This window comes from Oceanobacter antarcticus, from assembly GCF_044962685.1.
Taxonomy (GTDB): domain Bacteria; phylum Pseudomonadota; class Gammaproteobacteria; order Pseudomonadales; family Oceanobacteraceae; genus Oceanobacter; species Oceanobacter antarcticus.
In genome coordinates, this window is the sequence record NZ_JBBKTX010000005.1 from 188,630 (window position 1) to 204,401 (window position 15,772).

Genomic DNA, 15,772 nt, shown 5'->3' on the forward strand with positions numbered 1-15,772 from the left:
AATCCTTATGCAGTCACGCCATCAAGAGTGGCAATGGTATGAATGTCCTTGTCACCACGACCGGACAAGTTCACCACAATGACCTTGTCGGAAGACATGGTGGCTGCCAGCTTCATGGCAAAGGCCACGGCATGGGATGATTCCAGTGCCGGCATGATACCTTCCAGCCGTGTCAGCTTGTGAAATGCATCGATCGCTTCAACATCGGTAGCCGCCACATACTGGGCACGACCAACGTCTTTCAACCAGGAATGCTCAGGGCCAACACCCGGATAATCCAGACCGGCAGAGATAGAGTGAGTGCCCATGATCTGGCCATTTTCATCTTCCATCAGATAAGTACGGTTACCGTGTAATACACCAGGACGGCCCTTGCTCAGTGGCGCAGCATGGTCATCACCGTCCAGACCCAGACCACCGGCTTCAACACCATACATGGCGACTTCCGGGTATTTGATGTAGGGATAGAACATACCAATCGCATTCGAACCGCCGCCGACACAGGCCACCAGAGCATCTGGCTGACGACCAATCTGCTCCAAACTCTGAACCTGGGTTTCACGACCGATGATGGATTGGAAATCACGCACCAACATTGGGTATGGGTGCGGGCCAGCAGCCGTGCCGATAATGTAGAAAGTATCGTCAACGTGAGTAACCCAGTGCCGCATGGCTTCGTTCATGGCGTCTTTCAGAGTCTTGGTACCGGAGGTTACCGACTCCACTTCGGCACCCAGCAGCTTCATGCGGTAGACGTTCAGCTTCTGCCGTTCAACGTCGGTCGAACCCATAAAGACCTTGCACTCCAAACCAAAACGCGCCGCAACGGTGGCAGACGCCACACCATGCTGGCCCGCGCCAGTTTCAGCAATAATCTTCTTTTTGCCCATAAACTTGGCCAGCAAAGCCTGACCAATGGTGTTGTTGATCTTGTGGGCACCGGTGTGATTAAGATCTTCTCGCTTCAGAAAGATCCGTGCACCACCACAATGGTCACTCAGACGTTCGGCGTAATACAGCGGCGACGGACGCCCCACATAGTGCGCCAGGTCGTGATCGAAGGCTTTCTGGAAGTCTTCGTCATCACGCAGTTTCAGATAGGTAGATTGCAGTTCATCCAGTGCCGCCGTCAGGGTTTCGGAGACGAAACGGCCACCAAAAATACCAAAATGGCCGCGTGCATCGGGCAAGTTGGCGTTTAATACATCTGCGTGTGCGTTTTGTTCAGGAGTTGTGTTGTTCGTTGTCGACACGATACACCTCGTTCATAAATGCCTGAATTTTGCTGGCATCCTTGATGCCTTTATTTCCTGGCCCGTCAGCCTCGACGCCTCCACTCACATCCACCGCAAAAGGGTGCAGATCGCGAATAGCGGTTGCCACGTTAACAGGAGACAAGCCACCAGCAAGAATAATGGGTTTGTTTAAATCGTCTGGCACCAGCGACCAGTCAAAGGTTTCGCCAGTACCACCTGGAACACCAGGTTTGTAGCTGTCTAGCAGCAGAGACAAGGCACCTGGGAAGCGCACGCACGCCTCCACCATATCCGACGCTTGCCGGACACGGACTGCCTTGATGTAGGGGCGGTTGAATTGTTGGCAGAAGCCATCGTCTTCGTCACCATGGAATTGGATAAGGTCAATTCTAACGGCATCCAGAACGCTTTGCACTTGTTCAACGGTCGGATTAACAAAAAGAGCGGTAACGGTAACGAAAGCTGGAATCACAGCGGCGATGTCAGCCGCTTGTTGCATATCAACCGCTCGCGGACTGGGTGGATAAAACACCAGGCCGATAGCGTCGGCACCGCTGTTGACTACCTTGATGGCATCTTCTACACGAGTAACCCCACAAATTTTGACTCGTGTGCGGATAACGGGCGTGGTCGGCATTGCAAGGTTCCTGAACAAATACCGCGATGGTAGCAGAATTTGCCAGCAATGGCCGGGGTCAGGTGTGCCCTCAGTCCCGTGCTTGTGCGGGAATACGGATGCCGGGGCGGCTAGCAGGCAGGAACGTGGGAAGCAGTGACGCGTCAGCTGGCAGACAAAGCCAGTACGGGTTCCAGCAACAGTGGCCCAAATGGCTGACTGGGAATATCAAACTGCTGGGGGTATCGCACCCCGACAAAATGCAAGCCATCACCTGGCGCAGTAACGCCAGCCGCCAGCCGGGATTTGGCTTCCAGCACCTCCGCCATCCACTCAATCGGCTGATGACCTTCACCGATGGGCAACAAGACGCCAACAATGTTTCTCACCATATGGTAGAGAAATGCACTTGCTTCCAGCTCCAGCAAAATCAGACTGCCCCACTGCCGCACCTGAATACGATGCATGGTTTTAACCGGTGTTTTGGCCTGACAGTCTTTCGCCCGAAAAGAAGAAAAGTCATGCTGCCCCAGCAGCGACTGCGCAGCCTGGTGCATTCGGCCAGCATCCAGTGGGTAGCGCCACCAGGTTAACTGATCATATTGCAACGCCTGGCGATACGGAGCGTTATTAATCAGATAGCGATAGCAGCGGGCCTGAGCCTTGTAGCGGGCATGGAATTCAGGGGCAACCTGACCAATCCATTGTAACGACACATTGGCTGGCGTGTTGGTATTGACTCCCATCAACCAGCCATAGTCACTGCGTTTTGAAGTGGTATCAAAATGAATCACCTGCCGCGTCGCATGCACACCGGCATCGGTACGTCCGGCACAGGCTATCTCGACCGGGTGATTAGCTACTTTGGAGATAGCCGCTTCCAGAGCGGCCTGTATGGTAGGTTCGTTGTGATGTTTTTGCTTCTGCCAACCGTGGAAACAAGCGCCGTTGTATTCCACGATAGCAGCATAACGATAAGTATCAGACATGGATCAGATCAGTGAATCCAGCAGATTTTGTGCATCCTGCTTTTGTTGGTCACTACCTTCCTGGACAATCTCGTTCAATAGCTCGCGGGCACTGTCTGCCTCACCCATATCAACATAGGCACGAGCCAGATCCAGTTTGGTATCGCTGGCATCAGTACCGGACAAGTAGGCAAATTCATCTTCTGTCTCTGCCAGCTCATCCAGATCAATCGAATCTGCGGTAAACGACGGAATGTCCATGTCGCTGGCATCCGCATCAGATACGTCAGCCAAATTCGACTCATCTGAGGTGAAGTCTTCGAGTTCAGCCAAGTCTGGCAAAGCTTCAGCATCGTCCAGCTCAAATGCCAGGTCTTCAAGTTCATCCAGTTGTGGCAGCTCCTCAACCGCGGCCGCTTCTGCCGACTCCAGTTCAGAAACTTCTTCTAATTCCGGCAGCTCTTCAAAATCGAATTCCGGCAGCTCCTCTTCCAGGTCGGCCAACTCGGGCAAGTCTTCGAGTGGTTCCAATTGCTCCAGAGAAGTAGTCGCTGATGCGCCAGTCACATCGTCTTCGACAGTTGCCAGATCAAAATCGTCGAGTGCCGAATCGGCTGCGGCTAATGTCTCTGTACTTTCCAGTACGCCTTCAGATTCCCGTCCGAATTCTTCCAAGTCATCCAGTTCGGGCAATTCCTGGTCGTCTTCTTCACCACCAACAAGCAACCGAACCCCGGTCAAGTCTGCTTCGCTCAGCTTGGGCAGATCCGCCATGGAATCCAGCGCATCTAGCTCTGCCTCCAGGCTGTCGAGGTCAAACTCCATCAACGTCTCGTCAGCAAGTTCCGGCGTTGTATCGGTCAGTTGCTCTGCGGCTGCTGTACTGGTCGCTGCGGTGTCGTCTTCAGCCACCACCGAGGCAAGCATTTCCAGCTCGTTATCCAGCTCAGCCAGATCAAGATCCGGTTCACTGTCATCTGCGTCCTCTTCCAACCCGGCAAGCGAAGTTTGCTGTCCAGAAGCGTCCGTCACTGCTTCCTCTACATCTGGATCAGCCAATTCAGCAGTATCAAGCTCTGCCTCAAAATCAGACAAATCAAACTCATCCAGCGCCAGCTCAGCAGCTTCATCAATCGTATGAGATGCTACTGGCAAGGTCACATCTTCACCGGCCACATTCAGCTCAGGGACTTCAAACTCCAGCGAGTGTTCTCCGTCGTCAACCGCCGGCTCCTCAACAGCCTCTTCTTCACCCAGTTCTGGAATATCGAGACCATCAAGGTCAAACTCCATCACATTATCGCCGGACAAGGTGGCAGGTTCCTCAGCCGCTGGGGTGGCTTCTGCAAGTTCTTCCAACAGATCATCAGATACATCAAAATCCATCAGGTTTTCATGTTCTGGCTCGCTGGCTTCCCCAGCAGGTTCCGCAGTAATCTCTTCGTCATCATCGAAGGCGGACAGATCAAAATCCAGCCCTTGGTCATCGTCAGAAATCGTTACTTCGTCGACAATTTCTGCATGACCACCACCGGCCAGACTGTCCAGAGAGAAATCCAGTCCGTCGTCTTCTTGTGTATTGCCATCGTCGCCTTCGGCCAGGGCTGCTTCAAAGTCCATCGCATCAGCACCCAACACCGGCATTATATCGACGTCTTTTTCAGCATCTTTTTCAACGTCTCCAGCATCAGTTGCATCTGCATCCGTGTCGGTGATGTCGAAGGAGTCATCCAAATCGTTCTTGAACTCCATATCCAGATCGTCAAGTGAAATGCTGTCGAAATCACTGTCAGTTACTGGTGTCATAGGACTGGTCAAGCGGAAGCGTAACTGCTCGGCTTCGCTCACATCGGCATCAGACGCAAAGCCCAGCAAGCGGGTTTCTTCATCTGCAAAAGCGCTGGCATCGTCAAGTTCCGACAGTACTTCCAGTAACTTCAGACTGAGGTCTGACCGGTCTGGCTGGGCTTCAATTGCAGGAGTCAGTTTACTTAACGCCTCATCAAAACGTCCGTACGCAATATCGGCGTCGACTTCGGTCAGCAATTTATCTCGGGTGTCGAAACTGTCGATCGAAATATCCAGTGCATCATCGCCACTGAACAGGTCTGCTCCCAACTGAACACCCGTGTCAGAATCGTCATTCTCATGACCAAAGCTGAACTGGTCAAAATCATCGGTATCCGGTGCCGCAGCATCGGCCATTTCGTCCTGAAGCTGCGCGGCGGTGGCTGTTTCGAGTGATTCTTCCTGCTTGCTTCCGCCGCCCAGACGTTTTTTCACCGCGGTATAAATCAGCGCAATCAGTAATAATATTGCCGCCAATACACCACCAAGCGTAATCGGATCCTGCAAAATACTGTCAACCAGATCAGGCTCGGGACGTGGTGCTGGCACAACACGAGGTTTTGGACGTTCCGCCATCTCTGGCTTTGGCTCCGGCGCAGGTTGCGGCTTCACTTCTGCCAGGGCCGATTTGGAAGTCTCTGTCGCTGGCACGGCACGCTCAACAGCCCCTGCCACTTCCGCAGGCTGAGCCATGTCCGGCTGACTTGCAGGTGCCACCACCACAGACTTGTCTGCAGGCTGTTGTGCTGCATTAACCTGCATATTGGCAAGCTGGTCGTCTTTCAGGCTGACCAGGCGCTGTAACGCAGCGATCTGTTCTTCAAGAGCGGTCAGGCGATCAGCCAGATCGGCGTTGTCACGGCGGCTCTTGTCGAGGGTCTCCAACGCGATGGCCAAATCGTTTTCAAGGACTTCCTGGCGCCCATTACCGCGGCCGGCTACTTCACCGCTGGCTCCAGCCGAGTCGGATTGTTCGCCACGATCAGAGACCAGCCGCACCTCACCGCCGGTGGATGAGGCGCGTGAAGAAGGTGCAACAGCAGCTCGGCCGGTAGCATCCAGCTGTGCTGTACCAGCAATCGCCTGGTTCTGGCGGGCTACTTCACTGACAGCACTCTCAAAGCTGATCGCATGAATCTGGTCAGGATCAGGGATACGTAAGACCTGATGCGTTTTCAGGCGATTGATATTGCCGCCGATAAAGGCATCTGGATTGTGTTGCTGGATCGCCATCATCATTTGTTGTGGCGTGACACCGGTATCCGGTCGGGTAGCCAGTGAAATTGCCCATAAGGTGTCATTAGGCTGCACCATATAGGTCCCTGGCTCTGCAGACTGACTTTGCCATTGTCCGGTACTGTCACGAGTGGCAGCAGCTGGTCGAGCTGCAGGTGTCGCGGCGGGCACAGGCGCTGTTGCGCTGCTGCTGGCTGTAGCAGTCGGGGCAGAAACCAGCGGCCGAAAGCTTTCTTCTGCAAAGGTGGGTGGATCGAGCAATACGGTAAACTCTCGTACTACACGGCCTGACGGCCAGTTCAGCTCAACCAGAAAATTCAGGAAAGGTTCGGTTACCGCTTCGCGGGTAGCTAATACGATTTTGTCGCCAACCACCTTGAATTTGATTTTGGTAAGGAAGTAGGAACGTTCCACGCTATAACGTTCAAAGGCGTCGGTACTGGCCAGTACCGGTTTGATTTCCCACTCAGAAAGGCCTTCTGAATCGACCAGGGCTATTTCGGCAGCCAGAGGCTGATTAAGCGCCGATTTGAGCGTCAACTCTCCCAGCCCTAATGCCAGTAGCTGAGTTGACATGGTCAAACTTCCGACCAGCAGCAAGGCGTTCGCAAATAGGCGCTTCATTGGTGCATCCTTGGTTGTCACTTTACGGCTTTATAGCCCAGATTAATCAAAATATTCCGATAGCAGATCTGCTAGTAAGCACTAATACCGGCAGAGCACAAGCAAGCGTAAGTATCAAGTATAACCAGTTCTGGCGCAATCGCTGCGACCGGTATGCGGCAATAAAACTGATATGAATGAAAGGTTTATGACGTATTCGAGATGTTGCGTATGAAAAAGCGGACTTCCGTCCGCTTTTATTGACCAATTTCTATGAACGGTTTAACAAAATCCGCAACATTCTGCGTAAAGGTTCTGCCGCTCCCCAGAGTAACTGGTCTCCAACGGTAAAGGCTGAAATATACTCTGGCCCCATATTAAGCTTGCGAATTCGACCGACCGGTATACTCAGCGTCCCGGTAACCGCCGCTGGCGTTAATTCCTTCATACTGGCCTCCCGATCATTCGGAATAACCTTCACCCAATCGTTATGAGCCGCCAGAATTGCTTCAATCTCTGCCAATGGCAAATCCTGGGTCAGTTTCATGGTCATCGCCTGGCTGTGACAGCGCATCGCACCAACACGAACACAAAGGCCATCAATAGGAATTTGCCGATCCCCGGAACCCATGATTTTGTTAGCTTCAACCTGGGCCTTCCATTCTTCACGGCTTTGACCAGAATCCAGCTGCGAGTCGATATAGGGAATCAGGCTACCTGCCAGCGGCACACCAAAATGATCTTTTGGATATTCCTCACTATTGATAAATTCAGATACTTGGCGATCGATATCCAGAATAGCGGTTGCAGGATTGTCAAGTTGGTCACGAACATCAGAATGAATCGCTCCCATTTGCGTAATTAACTCACGCATATTCTGAGCTCCGGATCCGGATGCAGCCTGATAGGTCATCGGCGCAACCCACTCAACCAGTCCTTTTTCAAACAGACCACCCAGCGCCAGCAACATCAAACTGACGGTACAGTTACCGCCCACGTAGGTTTTGATACCCGTATCCAGGCCCTGGTTAATCACGTCAGCATTAACCGGATCCAGTACAATGATGGCATCGTCCGCCATACGCAAAGTGGACGCCGCATCAATCCAGTAGCCCTGCCAGCCGGACTCACGCAGTTTGGGATACACGTCCTTGGTGTAATCACCGCCCTGACAGCTAATAACGACATCCTGCTGACCGAGCGCACGGATATCGTAAGCATCAGCCAAGACACCGTTGTCTTTGCCACCGAGGGCAGGAGCCGCCTTGCCTGCCTGCGATGTGGTAAAAAACTGTGGTGTTATCAGGGCAAAATCCCCTTCTTCTTCCATACGCTGCATCAGTACGGAACCCACCATGCCACGCCAACCGACCAATCCTGTTTTCAACATTTACTATTACCTTATTCTTGATACAGCAAAACCGCGACAGGCGCGGCTTGCATTCCAAACGAGTATCCGGTCAATACAAAATAGCGCGGATTTCAAGACTGCTTTACAGCGCAGCCAGTACCGCTTCGCCCATTTCACGGGTACTGACACGGGTCATACCGGCAGAGAAAATATCTCCGGTACGCAACCCCTGATCCAGTACCTTGCTGACCGCTGCTTCAATAACATCTGCTGCCGCGCCTTCATTCAGGCTATACCGTAGCATCATGGCTACAGAGAGGATAGTTGCCAACGGATTGGCAAGCCCCTGACCGGCAATATCCGGAGCCGAACCATGGCAAGGTTCATACATGCCCTTGTTGTTTTTGTCCAGTGACGCCGATGGCAACATACCGATGGAACCGGTCAGCATCGCTGCCGCATCCGACAAAATATCGCCAAACATATTGCCGGTTACCATAACGTCAAACTGTTTCGGTGCCCTTACCAGCTGCATTGCCGCATTGTCGACGTACATATGGGACAATTCGACTTCTGGGTATTCTTTCGACAACTCTTCCATAATTTCGCGCCATAGCACGGTCACTTCCAGTACATTGGCCTTGTCGACCGAGCACAGCTTCTTGTTGCGCTTCATCGCCGATTCAAAGGCGACACGACCAATACGACGGATCTCGGATTCGTTATAAACGTAAGTGTTGTAACCTTCACGCTCGCCATTTTCCAGAGTACGAATCCCCCGTGGCTGGCCGAAATAAATACCGCCAGTCAGCTCGCGGACAATCAGAATATCCAGACCGGAGACGACTTCAGGCTTCAGCGTCGAAGCATCGGCCAGTTGCGGGTACAGAATGGCTGGACGCAGGTTGCCAAACAGGCCCAGATTCTTGCGAATATCCAGCAACCCTTGTTCCGGACGTTTGGAGCGATCTTCCAGCTTGTCCCACTGCGGGCCACCGACAGCACCGAGCAGAATGGCATCGGCAGCGATGGCCTTGTTCAGGCTTTCTTCTGGCAGCGGGAAGCCGGTTTCGTCGTAAGCCGTGCCACCGACCAGGCCATGATCTATTTCCAGCCCCAGTTTAAAGCGGCTATTGATATGCTCCAGAACCTTGACCGCCTCGGCGACGATTTCAGGACCAATACCATCACCTGGCAAAACCAGAATTTTCTTGCTCATTGTTATTTCCTGTTACTTGCTGTGGCAGCAGTCATAGGCTACCACAGTGAAATTCATGGGTTATCCAAGCCGACAAACGACTCAGGCACTTGCGTTAAACAGCCAGGGAGAAGACATACGACGGGCTTCTTCGTAGCTACGAATATCATCCGCATCCTGTAACGTGAGACCAATATCGTCGAAGCCATTCAACAAACAGTATTTGCGGAAGGCATCTACTTCAAAGGGTATATCCTGGCCATCGGGTGTCAGAATCAGCTGCTTTTCCAGGTCGATGGTGAGTTCGTACCCTTCGCTCCCGGCAACGGCCTTGAACAGGCGCTCTACCGTCTCTTCTGCCAGCACGATAGGCAACAAGCCGTTCTTGAAGCAGTTATTGAAAAATATATCAGCGTAACTCGGTGCGATAACAACCCGGAAGCCAAAATCCTCCAGTGCCCAGGGGGCGTGTTCACGACTGGAACCACAACCGAAGTTCTCGCGGGCAACTAACACAGATGCACCCTGGTAGCGCGGTTGATTCAGCACGAAGTCCGGATTTAGCGGACGCCCGCTGTTGTCAGCATCGGGCTGACCTTCATCCAGGTAACGCAGCTCGTCAAACAGATTCGGGCCAAATCCGCTGCGTTTGATCGATTTCAGAAACTGTTTCGGGATGATCATATCGGTATCGACGTTGGCACGATCCATCGGTGCCACAATGCCGGTGTGTACAGTAAATGCTCTCATGGTATTACTCCGGATCAGAATTCACGAACGTCAACAAAGTGACCCGCAATCGCGGCAGCAGCGGCCATCGCCGGGCTGACCAGGTGGGTGCGACCGCCATAGCCCTGACGGCCTTCAAAGTTGCGGTTGGAGGTCGAGGCACAATGCTCGCCCTGCCCCAACTTGTCGGCATTCATCGCCAGACACATGGAGCAGCCCGGCTCGCGCCATTCAAAACCGGCTTCGACAAAAATCTTGTCGAGACCTTCTTGCTCAGCCTGCTCCTTGACCAGACCGGAACCCGGCACCACTAACGCCTGTAAGACATTGTCGGCAACCTTGCGGCCTTGTGCTACTGCTGCCGCCTGACGCAAGTCTTCAATCCGGCTGTTGGTGCAGGAACCGATAAACACACGATCCAGCTTGATATCGGTGATTTTCTGGCCCGGCTCCAGCCCCATGTAGGCATAGGCACGTTCAAAGCCGGCACGTTGGCCACCGTCCCGTGCGTCTGCCAGAGCAGGAACCGTGGCATCAATCGTGGTTACCATTTCAGGGGAAGTCCCCCAGGTAACCTGCGGCTTGATATCTTCAGCGCGCACCTCGACCACCTTGTCAAATACGGCATCGTCATCGGATACCAGATCCTGCCAGGCCGTCAGTGCCAGCTCCCACTGATCGGCGTTCGGGGCATAAGGGCGGCCCTTGACATAAGCTGCCGTGATGCTGTCAAACGCGACCATACCGACACGAGCACCGGCTTCGATGGCCATGTTACACATGGTCATACGGCCTTCCATGCTCATCGAGCGAATGGCAGAACCACCAAATTCCATCGCGCAGCCATTACCGCCAGCGGTACCAATGATACCGATCACGTGCAACACCACGTCTTTGCCGGTAATGCCCTTGCCCAGTTCACCATCGACACGAATCAGCAGGTTTTTCATCTTGCGCTGAATCAGACACTGGGTGGCCAGAACGTGCTCAACTTCCGAAGTGCCAATACCGTGAGCCAAAGCCGCGAAAGCACCGTGAGTGGCTGTATGGGAGTCGCCACACACCACGGTCATCCCAGGCAGGGTAGCACCTTGCTCCGGGCCAACAACGTGAACGATGCCTTGACGCTTGTCTTTCATCTTGAATTCAGTAATGCCGAACTCATCACAGTTGCTATCGAGTGTGACCACCTGGATTTTGGATACCGGATCAACAATACCGTCGACACCAGACTCACGCTCGATGGCGGTAGTCGGCACGTTGTGATCCGGCGTCGCCAGGTTGGCGTCCAGACGCCATGGCTTGCGCCCGGCAATACGCAGTCCCTCGAACGCCTGGGGGGACGTTACTTCGTGCAATAACTGGCGATCGATGTAGATCAGCGCAGTACCATCATCGCGTTCTTTAACAACGTGCTGCTGCCAAAGTTTGTCGTACAGTGTTTTTCCGGTCATCGGTGGCTCCTTATTGGAATGCTCTGTTGACGGGTGTGTTTTCACGGTCTACGCCGCTTGATGAGCGGGTGATTGCCTTATGGTACTCACTCTGTTAAACAACACAAATTCATTCTTTTTCTATATTGAATTCCTGAAAGGAATCAGAAGCCAATAACATCAGCAGCGACTTATTTCGAGGCCCGCGTGGATAGCCAACAACTTAAAGCCTTTTTGGCGGTTGCCCGCCACCAATCATTTTCGCTGGCAGCTGAGCAGCTGTTTTTAACCCAATCTGCCGTTTCCAAGCGTATTCAGCAACTGGAACAGCAGCTCGACAGCCCCTTGTTTGAACGCCACAACCGCTCCATCAGTCTGACCGAGTCAGGCCAACGGTTACTTCCAAAAGCACGTGAAATCCTTGAGCTGATGAATGACACCCAGATTCAGATCAGCAATCTGGCAGGCTCCGTTGAAGGCACTCTCAACATCGCTACCAGCCACCATATTGGCTTGCATCGAATCCCGCCCTTTCTGACATCCTTTGTCCGCCAATACCCTGCGGTACGACTGGACATTCGTTTCCTGGGTTCTGAAGATGCTTATCAGGCCGTCGAGCAACGCCGGGTCGAGTTGGCGCTGACAACGCTGGATGAACGACAACCGGATCGGGTTACAGCGATCCCGCTCTGGCAGGATGACATGGTCTGTGTTTGTGCTCCTGGCCACCCACTTGCTTGCCAACAACAAATAAGTCTCTCCAGTCTGGCTGAAAATGTCGCTATTTTGCCAGAACCGGATACCATCACTTACCGGGTTGTCGACGCCGCTTTTCGAGATGCCGGGCTGACGCTGGAAACCCATATGCCGACCAACTATCTGGAAACCATCAAGATGATGGTCAGCGTTGGCCTTGGCTGGTCGGTACTGCCATCCAGCATGGCAGACGATCAATTGTTTGTATTGCCTTGGCCTGGCGCTCCAATGATTCGGCCGCTGGGTGTTATTCATCTGGCAAACCGTACCCTCACCAATGCCGCCAGCGCATTTATTGCACTGCTAAGCGATTCAGCCACCGAACCGACCAACTTGATCCATGACATAGTGGCAACAGAAGGTGAAGCGTAAGCTGGGGATGTTGACGGTCAATATCAACGGGAAGTGGATCTGGATTCAACCCGCAAACCGGTCAACGTATTATCATCACCCCCTTGTACATCAATAACACGGGAGAAGCCGTTATGCTGGATATCAACCATTTGCTGGTCGTGCTCGACGCTGAACACCCTGAGCAAATAGCACTCGACAAGGCGCTCTGGCTTGCGGGGGTACTCAAGGCCGATGTCAGTCTGCTGACGTCGGTTTACGAACCTTACTGCGGTGACAGTTCTTCTCTCGAAGAAGCCACCAAGCAGCAAATTCGCCGCGCACGTATTGATTCAACGGAGCGCTGGATTGAAAGCTTTGTGCCGGAAGTACAGGAACGTGGCATCACGGTGCGTACGGAAGTCCACTGGCAGAAGCATCTGCATGAAGCTGTTATCAAATCCATGCGAGCGACAGATTACGATCTGGTTGTCAAGGGGACTCACCCTCATAGCCTGATCGATCGCTTGTTCACCCATACCGACTGGAACCTGATGCGCCATTGTCCGGCTCCCGTACTGCTGGTGAAATCCCCCGCCGCCTGGCAACACAATCGTATACTGGCCGCCATTGATGCGACGTCAGTTGATGACGGCCACCAGCTTATTAACGACAACATTCTCTCGTTTGCAGAACATCTGGCCGATCATTTTGATACCGATCTGCATATGGTTAATGCCTTTCCTCAGGTTGCCATTGCCTTTGCCATGGTTCCTGAAGTCACTGCGCCGGACGATATTCAGGCCTATATCACTGAACAGCATCAGGATGCCTGCGAGCAATTGGCCAAGAAATACAACATTCACGAGGATCACGTTCATATTGCCGAAGGGGAAACCGATACCGTCGTTGCCGAGACAGCAATCGCTGTGGCCGCTGACGTACTGGTGGTCGGCTCGGTCGGCCGCAGTGGTATTGCCGGTGTATTAATTGGCAACACCGCCGAGCAGCTGGTCGACAAGGTGCCTTGCGATGTGATTGTGATCAAACCGCAGGATGGTGTTCTGCCTGAAGCAGAATAGCCCGGCAAGTAAAAATCAGGCAAAAAAAAACCGGGCCAAAAGAAAAGGCCCGGTAAAATTCAGGACAGAGAGTGAGAGAGCACATCCGGTAACAGAATAACGCCATTACCGAATGTGACCGGACTGAGTGCCAGCCCGGCCGCAGTGGTATGACTCACTTCCCGGATTAAGTTCCCGGCTTTTATTTTCTGACGCCCTTTTCTTTCAGAGTGGTTTCAATTTCAGCCAGGCATGCAGGATCATCAATCGTCGATGGCGCAATATATTCTTCGTTATTGGCAATATTACGCAGAATCTTGCGCAGAATCTTGCCTGAACGGGTTTTTGGCAGGCGTTGCACCACCACCGCATGTTTGAAGCTGGCAACCGCACCAATCTGGTCACGTACGCGTTTGACCAGCTCTCGCTGCAATTCCTCTTCGTCAATATCGATGCCATCTTTAAGCAGGATAAGACCCAGAGGCTCCTCACCTTTCAGATCGCTGGCCTGACCAATGACGGCACACTCGGCGACAGCCGAATGCCCCGCCACCACTTCCTCCATTTCGCCGGTCGAAAGACGGTGACCGGCAACGTTAATAATGTCGTCGGTACGACCGAGAACAAACAGATAGTTATCATCGTCCAGATAACCGCCGTCGCCGGTAATATAATAACCGTCAAAGGTGCGCAGATAACCTGCCACAAAACGATCATGGTTGCCCCAGATGGTGGGCAAACATCCGGGTGGCAATGGCAACTTGATTGCAATACTGCCCTGTTCATTGGCGGCAACCGCTTTGCCGTGAGAATCCAGGATTTGCACGTTGTAGCCAGGCGAAGGACGGGTAACAGAGCCAGCTTTTACTTTGGCCGGTTCCAGCCCTATATGATTCCCGGCAATGGCCCAGCCGGTTTCGGTTTGCCACCAATGATCCACAATCGGTCGCTGAATGTGTTCCAGCACCCAGTCATAAGTCGGCGGATCCAAGCGTTCGCCAGCCATAAAAATGGTCTTCAGTTTGCTGAGGTCATATTGCTGTGCCAGCAAACAGTCGGGATCTTCCTTCCGCACGGCACGAAACGCTGTCGGGGCTGCGAACAGACCTTTGACGCCATACTCCTCACACACACGCCAGAAAGCACCGGCATCCGGCGTACGTACCGGCTTGCCTTCGTAAAATACGGTGGTGCATCCTGCCAGCAACGGGGCATAGACGATATACGAATGCCCAACCACCCAGCCAACATCCGAGGCAGCCCAGAAGACATCACCAATTTGCATGTCATATACCACGTCCATGCTGTATTTCATCGCCACGGCGTGGCCACCGTTGTCGCGAACCACCCCTTTGGGTTTACCGGTTGTGCCAGAGGTATACAGCACATACAAAGGATCTGTCGCCAGTACCGGCGTGCAATCTGCAGGCTCGGCGGCTGCCATCCCGATCTCCCAATCGAGATCGTAGCGATCATTCAATTCACAGCGACACAAATCACGCTGTAGCACAATGCAACGTGACGGCTTGTGAGCCGCAATGTCGATAGCCGCATCGAGAATAGGCTTGTACTCAATAATTTTGTTGACCTCAATACCACACGACGCTGACACCAGAACCTTGGGTGCCGCATCGTCGATACGCATAGCCAGCTCACTGGCAGCAAAACCACCAAACACGACCGAGTGAATGGCTCCCAAACGTGCACACGCCAGCATGGCAATCGCGGCTTCCGGCACCATCGGCATATAAATAACAACCCGGTCGCCTTTCTCAATGCCCTGAGCCTTCAGGACACCAGCAAACCGGGCAACCGCTGCTGTCAGTTCTTTATAGGTATAAGAACGTTTGGTATTGGTGACAGGAGAATCGTAGATCAGTGCCAGCTGATCTCCACGCCCTTGCAACACGTGATAGTCGAGTGCCAGATAGGCCGTATTCAGTTCACCATCAGCGAACCAGCGGTCGACGCCATGCTCGTCTTTACTCAGGGTAACGTCTGGCACCTTGAACCACTGAATTCTGCCAGCCTGTTCCGCCCAAAAACCTTCAGGGTCATTGATGGATTTTTTATATTGTTGTTGGTATGTCATAAGCCTTCCCCACTTGACTGTCGGGATACGATAGGCCATGACGTATTCATCCAGCTATTCGACCAAGGGGGATCACACCTTGGTCTATATCTTACGACCGTTAGATTTTTTTCAAGAGTATCTTTGCACACTAGCTGCTGCGAACAGCAGGCCAAAAAAAACCCGCCGAAGCGGTAATGCTGTTCACTTAAGCCATTTACTCATCTGAGCAGTATCTGGAAAATCCGATGTCAGACCATGACATCGGATTTTTTTATGTCCATTCAGCAAGATCTTCTCGACCTAGACGAACTCT

The 15,772-nt window shown here is 52.9% G+C and carries 11 protein-coding genes; 2 read left to right on the forward strand and 9 right to left on the reverse strand.

All coding sequences use genetic code 11. The annotated features are described in order from the left end of the window. Positions 1 to 5 precede the first annotated feature (5 nt). The 8 genes from trpB to leuC all read right to left on the reverse strand — a co-directional run bounded on the left by trpB (position 6) and on the right by leuC (position 11,259). Positions 6 to 1,190 (reverse strand): tryptophan synthase subunit beta, encoded by a 1,185-nt coding sequence (gene trpB / locus WG929_RS05960; protein ID WP_416205309.1) that lies wholly within the window; start codon positions 1,188 to 1,190, stop codon positions 6 to 8. Positions 1,191 to 1,224: 34 nt separating this feature from the next. After that, a complete protein-coding gene (locus tag WG929_RS05965) occupies positions 1,225 to 1,893 on the reverse strand; it encodes a phosphoribosylanthranilate isomerase (RefSeq protein WP_416205296.1) in 669 nt (222 codons plus the stop codon). A 143-nt stretch (positions 1,894 to 2,036) separates the two neighbouring features. Beyond that, entirely contained in the window at positions 2,037 to 2,861 is an 825-nt protein-coding gene (gene truA, locus WG929_RS05970; protein WP_416205297.1) for a tRNA pseudouridine(38-40) synthase TruA, read from the reverse strand. Positions 2,862 to 2,864: 3 nt separating this feature from the next. Beyond that, positions 2,865 to 6,548: a motility hub landmark protein FimV gene (locus tag WG929_RS05975; RefSeq protein WP_416205298.1), complete on the reverse strand. Its 3,684-nt coding sequence runs from the start codon at positions 6,546 to 6,548 to the stop codon at positions 2,865 to 2,867. Between the two features lie 250 nt (positions 6,549 to 6,798). Beyond that, positions 6,799 to 7,917, reverse strand: coding sequence for an aspartate-semialdehyde dehydrogenase (gene asd, locus WG929_RS05980; protein ID WP_416205299.1), 1,119 nt, complete (start codon positions 7,915 to 7,917; stop codon positions 6,799 to 6,801). Between the two features lie 103 nt (positions 7,918 to 8,020). Beyond that, positions 8,021 to 9,097, reverse strand: a complete 1,077-nt coding sequence (gene leuB / locus WG929_RS05985; RefSeq protein ID WP_416205300.1) for a 3-isopropylmalate dehydrogenase — start codon at positions 9,095 to 9,097, stop codon at positions 8,021 to 8,023. Positions 9,098 to 9,178: 81 nt separating this feature from the next. Beyond that, complete coding sequence (leuD, locus tag WG929_RS05990; protein ID WP_416205301.1) at positions 9,179 to 9,826, reverse strand: 3-isopropylmalate dehydratase small subunit; 648 nt, start codon at positions 9,824 to 9,826, stop codon at positions 9,179 to 9,181. A 14-nt stretch (positions 9,827 to 9,840) separates the two neighbouring features. Continuing rightward, positions 9,841 to 11,259, reverse strand: coding sequence for a 3-isopropylmalate dehydratase large subunit (gene leuC / locus WG929_RS05995; protein WP_416205302.1), 1,419 nt, complete (start codon positions 11,257 to 11,259; stop codon positions 9,841 to 9,843). A gap of 186 nt (positions 11,260 to 11,445) precedes the next feature. On the opposite strand from leuC, the gene WG929_RS06000 reads away from it, so the two are divergent. Both WG929_RS06000 and uspE read left to right on the forward strand, forming a co-directional pair. Beyond that, positions 11,446 to 12,366 carry a LysR family transcriptional regulator gene (locus WG929_RS06000; RefSeq protein WP_416205303.1) on the forward strand — a complete coding sequence of 307 codons (921 nt, stop codon included), beginning with the start codon at positions 11,446 to 11,448 and terminating at the stop codon, positions 12,364 to 12,366. Between the two features lie 113 nt (positions 12,367 to 12,479). Then, on the forward strand, positions 12,480 to 13,406 hold the full coding sequence (gene uspE / locus WG929_RS06005) for a universal stress protein UspE (protein WP_416205304.1): 927 nt from the start codon (positions 12,480 to 12,482) through the stop codon (positions 13,404 to 13,406). Positions 13,407 to 13,587: 181 nt separating this feature from the next. Here uspE and WG929_RS06010 read toward each other — a convergent pair whose 3' ends face one another. Next, positions 13,588 to 15,477 (reverse strand): propionyl-CoA synthetase, encoded by a 1,890-nt coding sequence (locus tag WG929_RS06010; RefSeq protein ID WP_416205305.1) that lies wholly within the window; start codon positions 15,475 to 15,477, stop codon positions 13,588 to 13,590. Positions 15,478 to 15,772: the final 295 nt, after the last annotated feature.

Coding starts and splice junctions, on each gene's coding strand:
- WG929_RS05965 (WP_416205296.1), bottom strand. CDS start 1,893: ATGCCGACCACGCCCGTTATCCGCACACGAGTCAAAATTTGTGGGGTT.
- truA (WP_416205297.1), bottom strand. CDS start 2,861: ATGTCTGATACTTATCGTTATGCTGCTATCGTGGAATACAACGGCGCT.
- WG929_RS05975 (WP_416205298.1), bottom strand. CDS start 6,548: ATGAAGCGCCTATTTGCGAACGCCTTGCTGCTGGTCGGAAGTTTGACC.
- asd (WP_416205299.1), bottom strand. CDS start 7,917: ATGTTGAAAACAGGATTGGTCGGTTGGCGTGGCATGGTGGGTTCCGTA.
- leuB (WP_416205300.1), bottom strand. CDS start 9,097: ATGAGCAAGAAAATTCTGGTTTTGCCAGGTGATGGTATTGGTCCTGAA.
- leuD (WP_416205301.1), bottom strand. CDS start 9,826: ATGAGAGCATTTACTGTACACACCGGCATTGTGGCACCGATGGATCGT.
- leuC (WP_416205302.1), bottom strand. CDS start 11,259: ATGACCGGAAAAACACTGTACGACAAACTTTGGCAGCAGCACGTTGTT.
- uspE (WP_416205304.1), top strand. CDS start 12,480: ATGCTGGATATCAACCATTTGCTGGTCGTGCTCGACGCTGAACACCCT.
- WG929_RS06010 (WP_416205305.1), bottom strand. CDS start 15,477: ATGACATACCAACAACAATATAAAAAATCCATCAATGACCCTGAAGGT.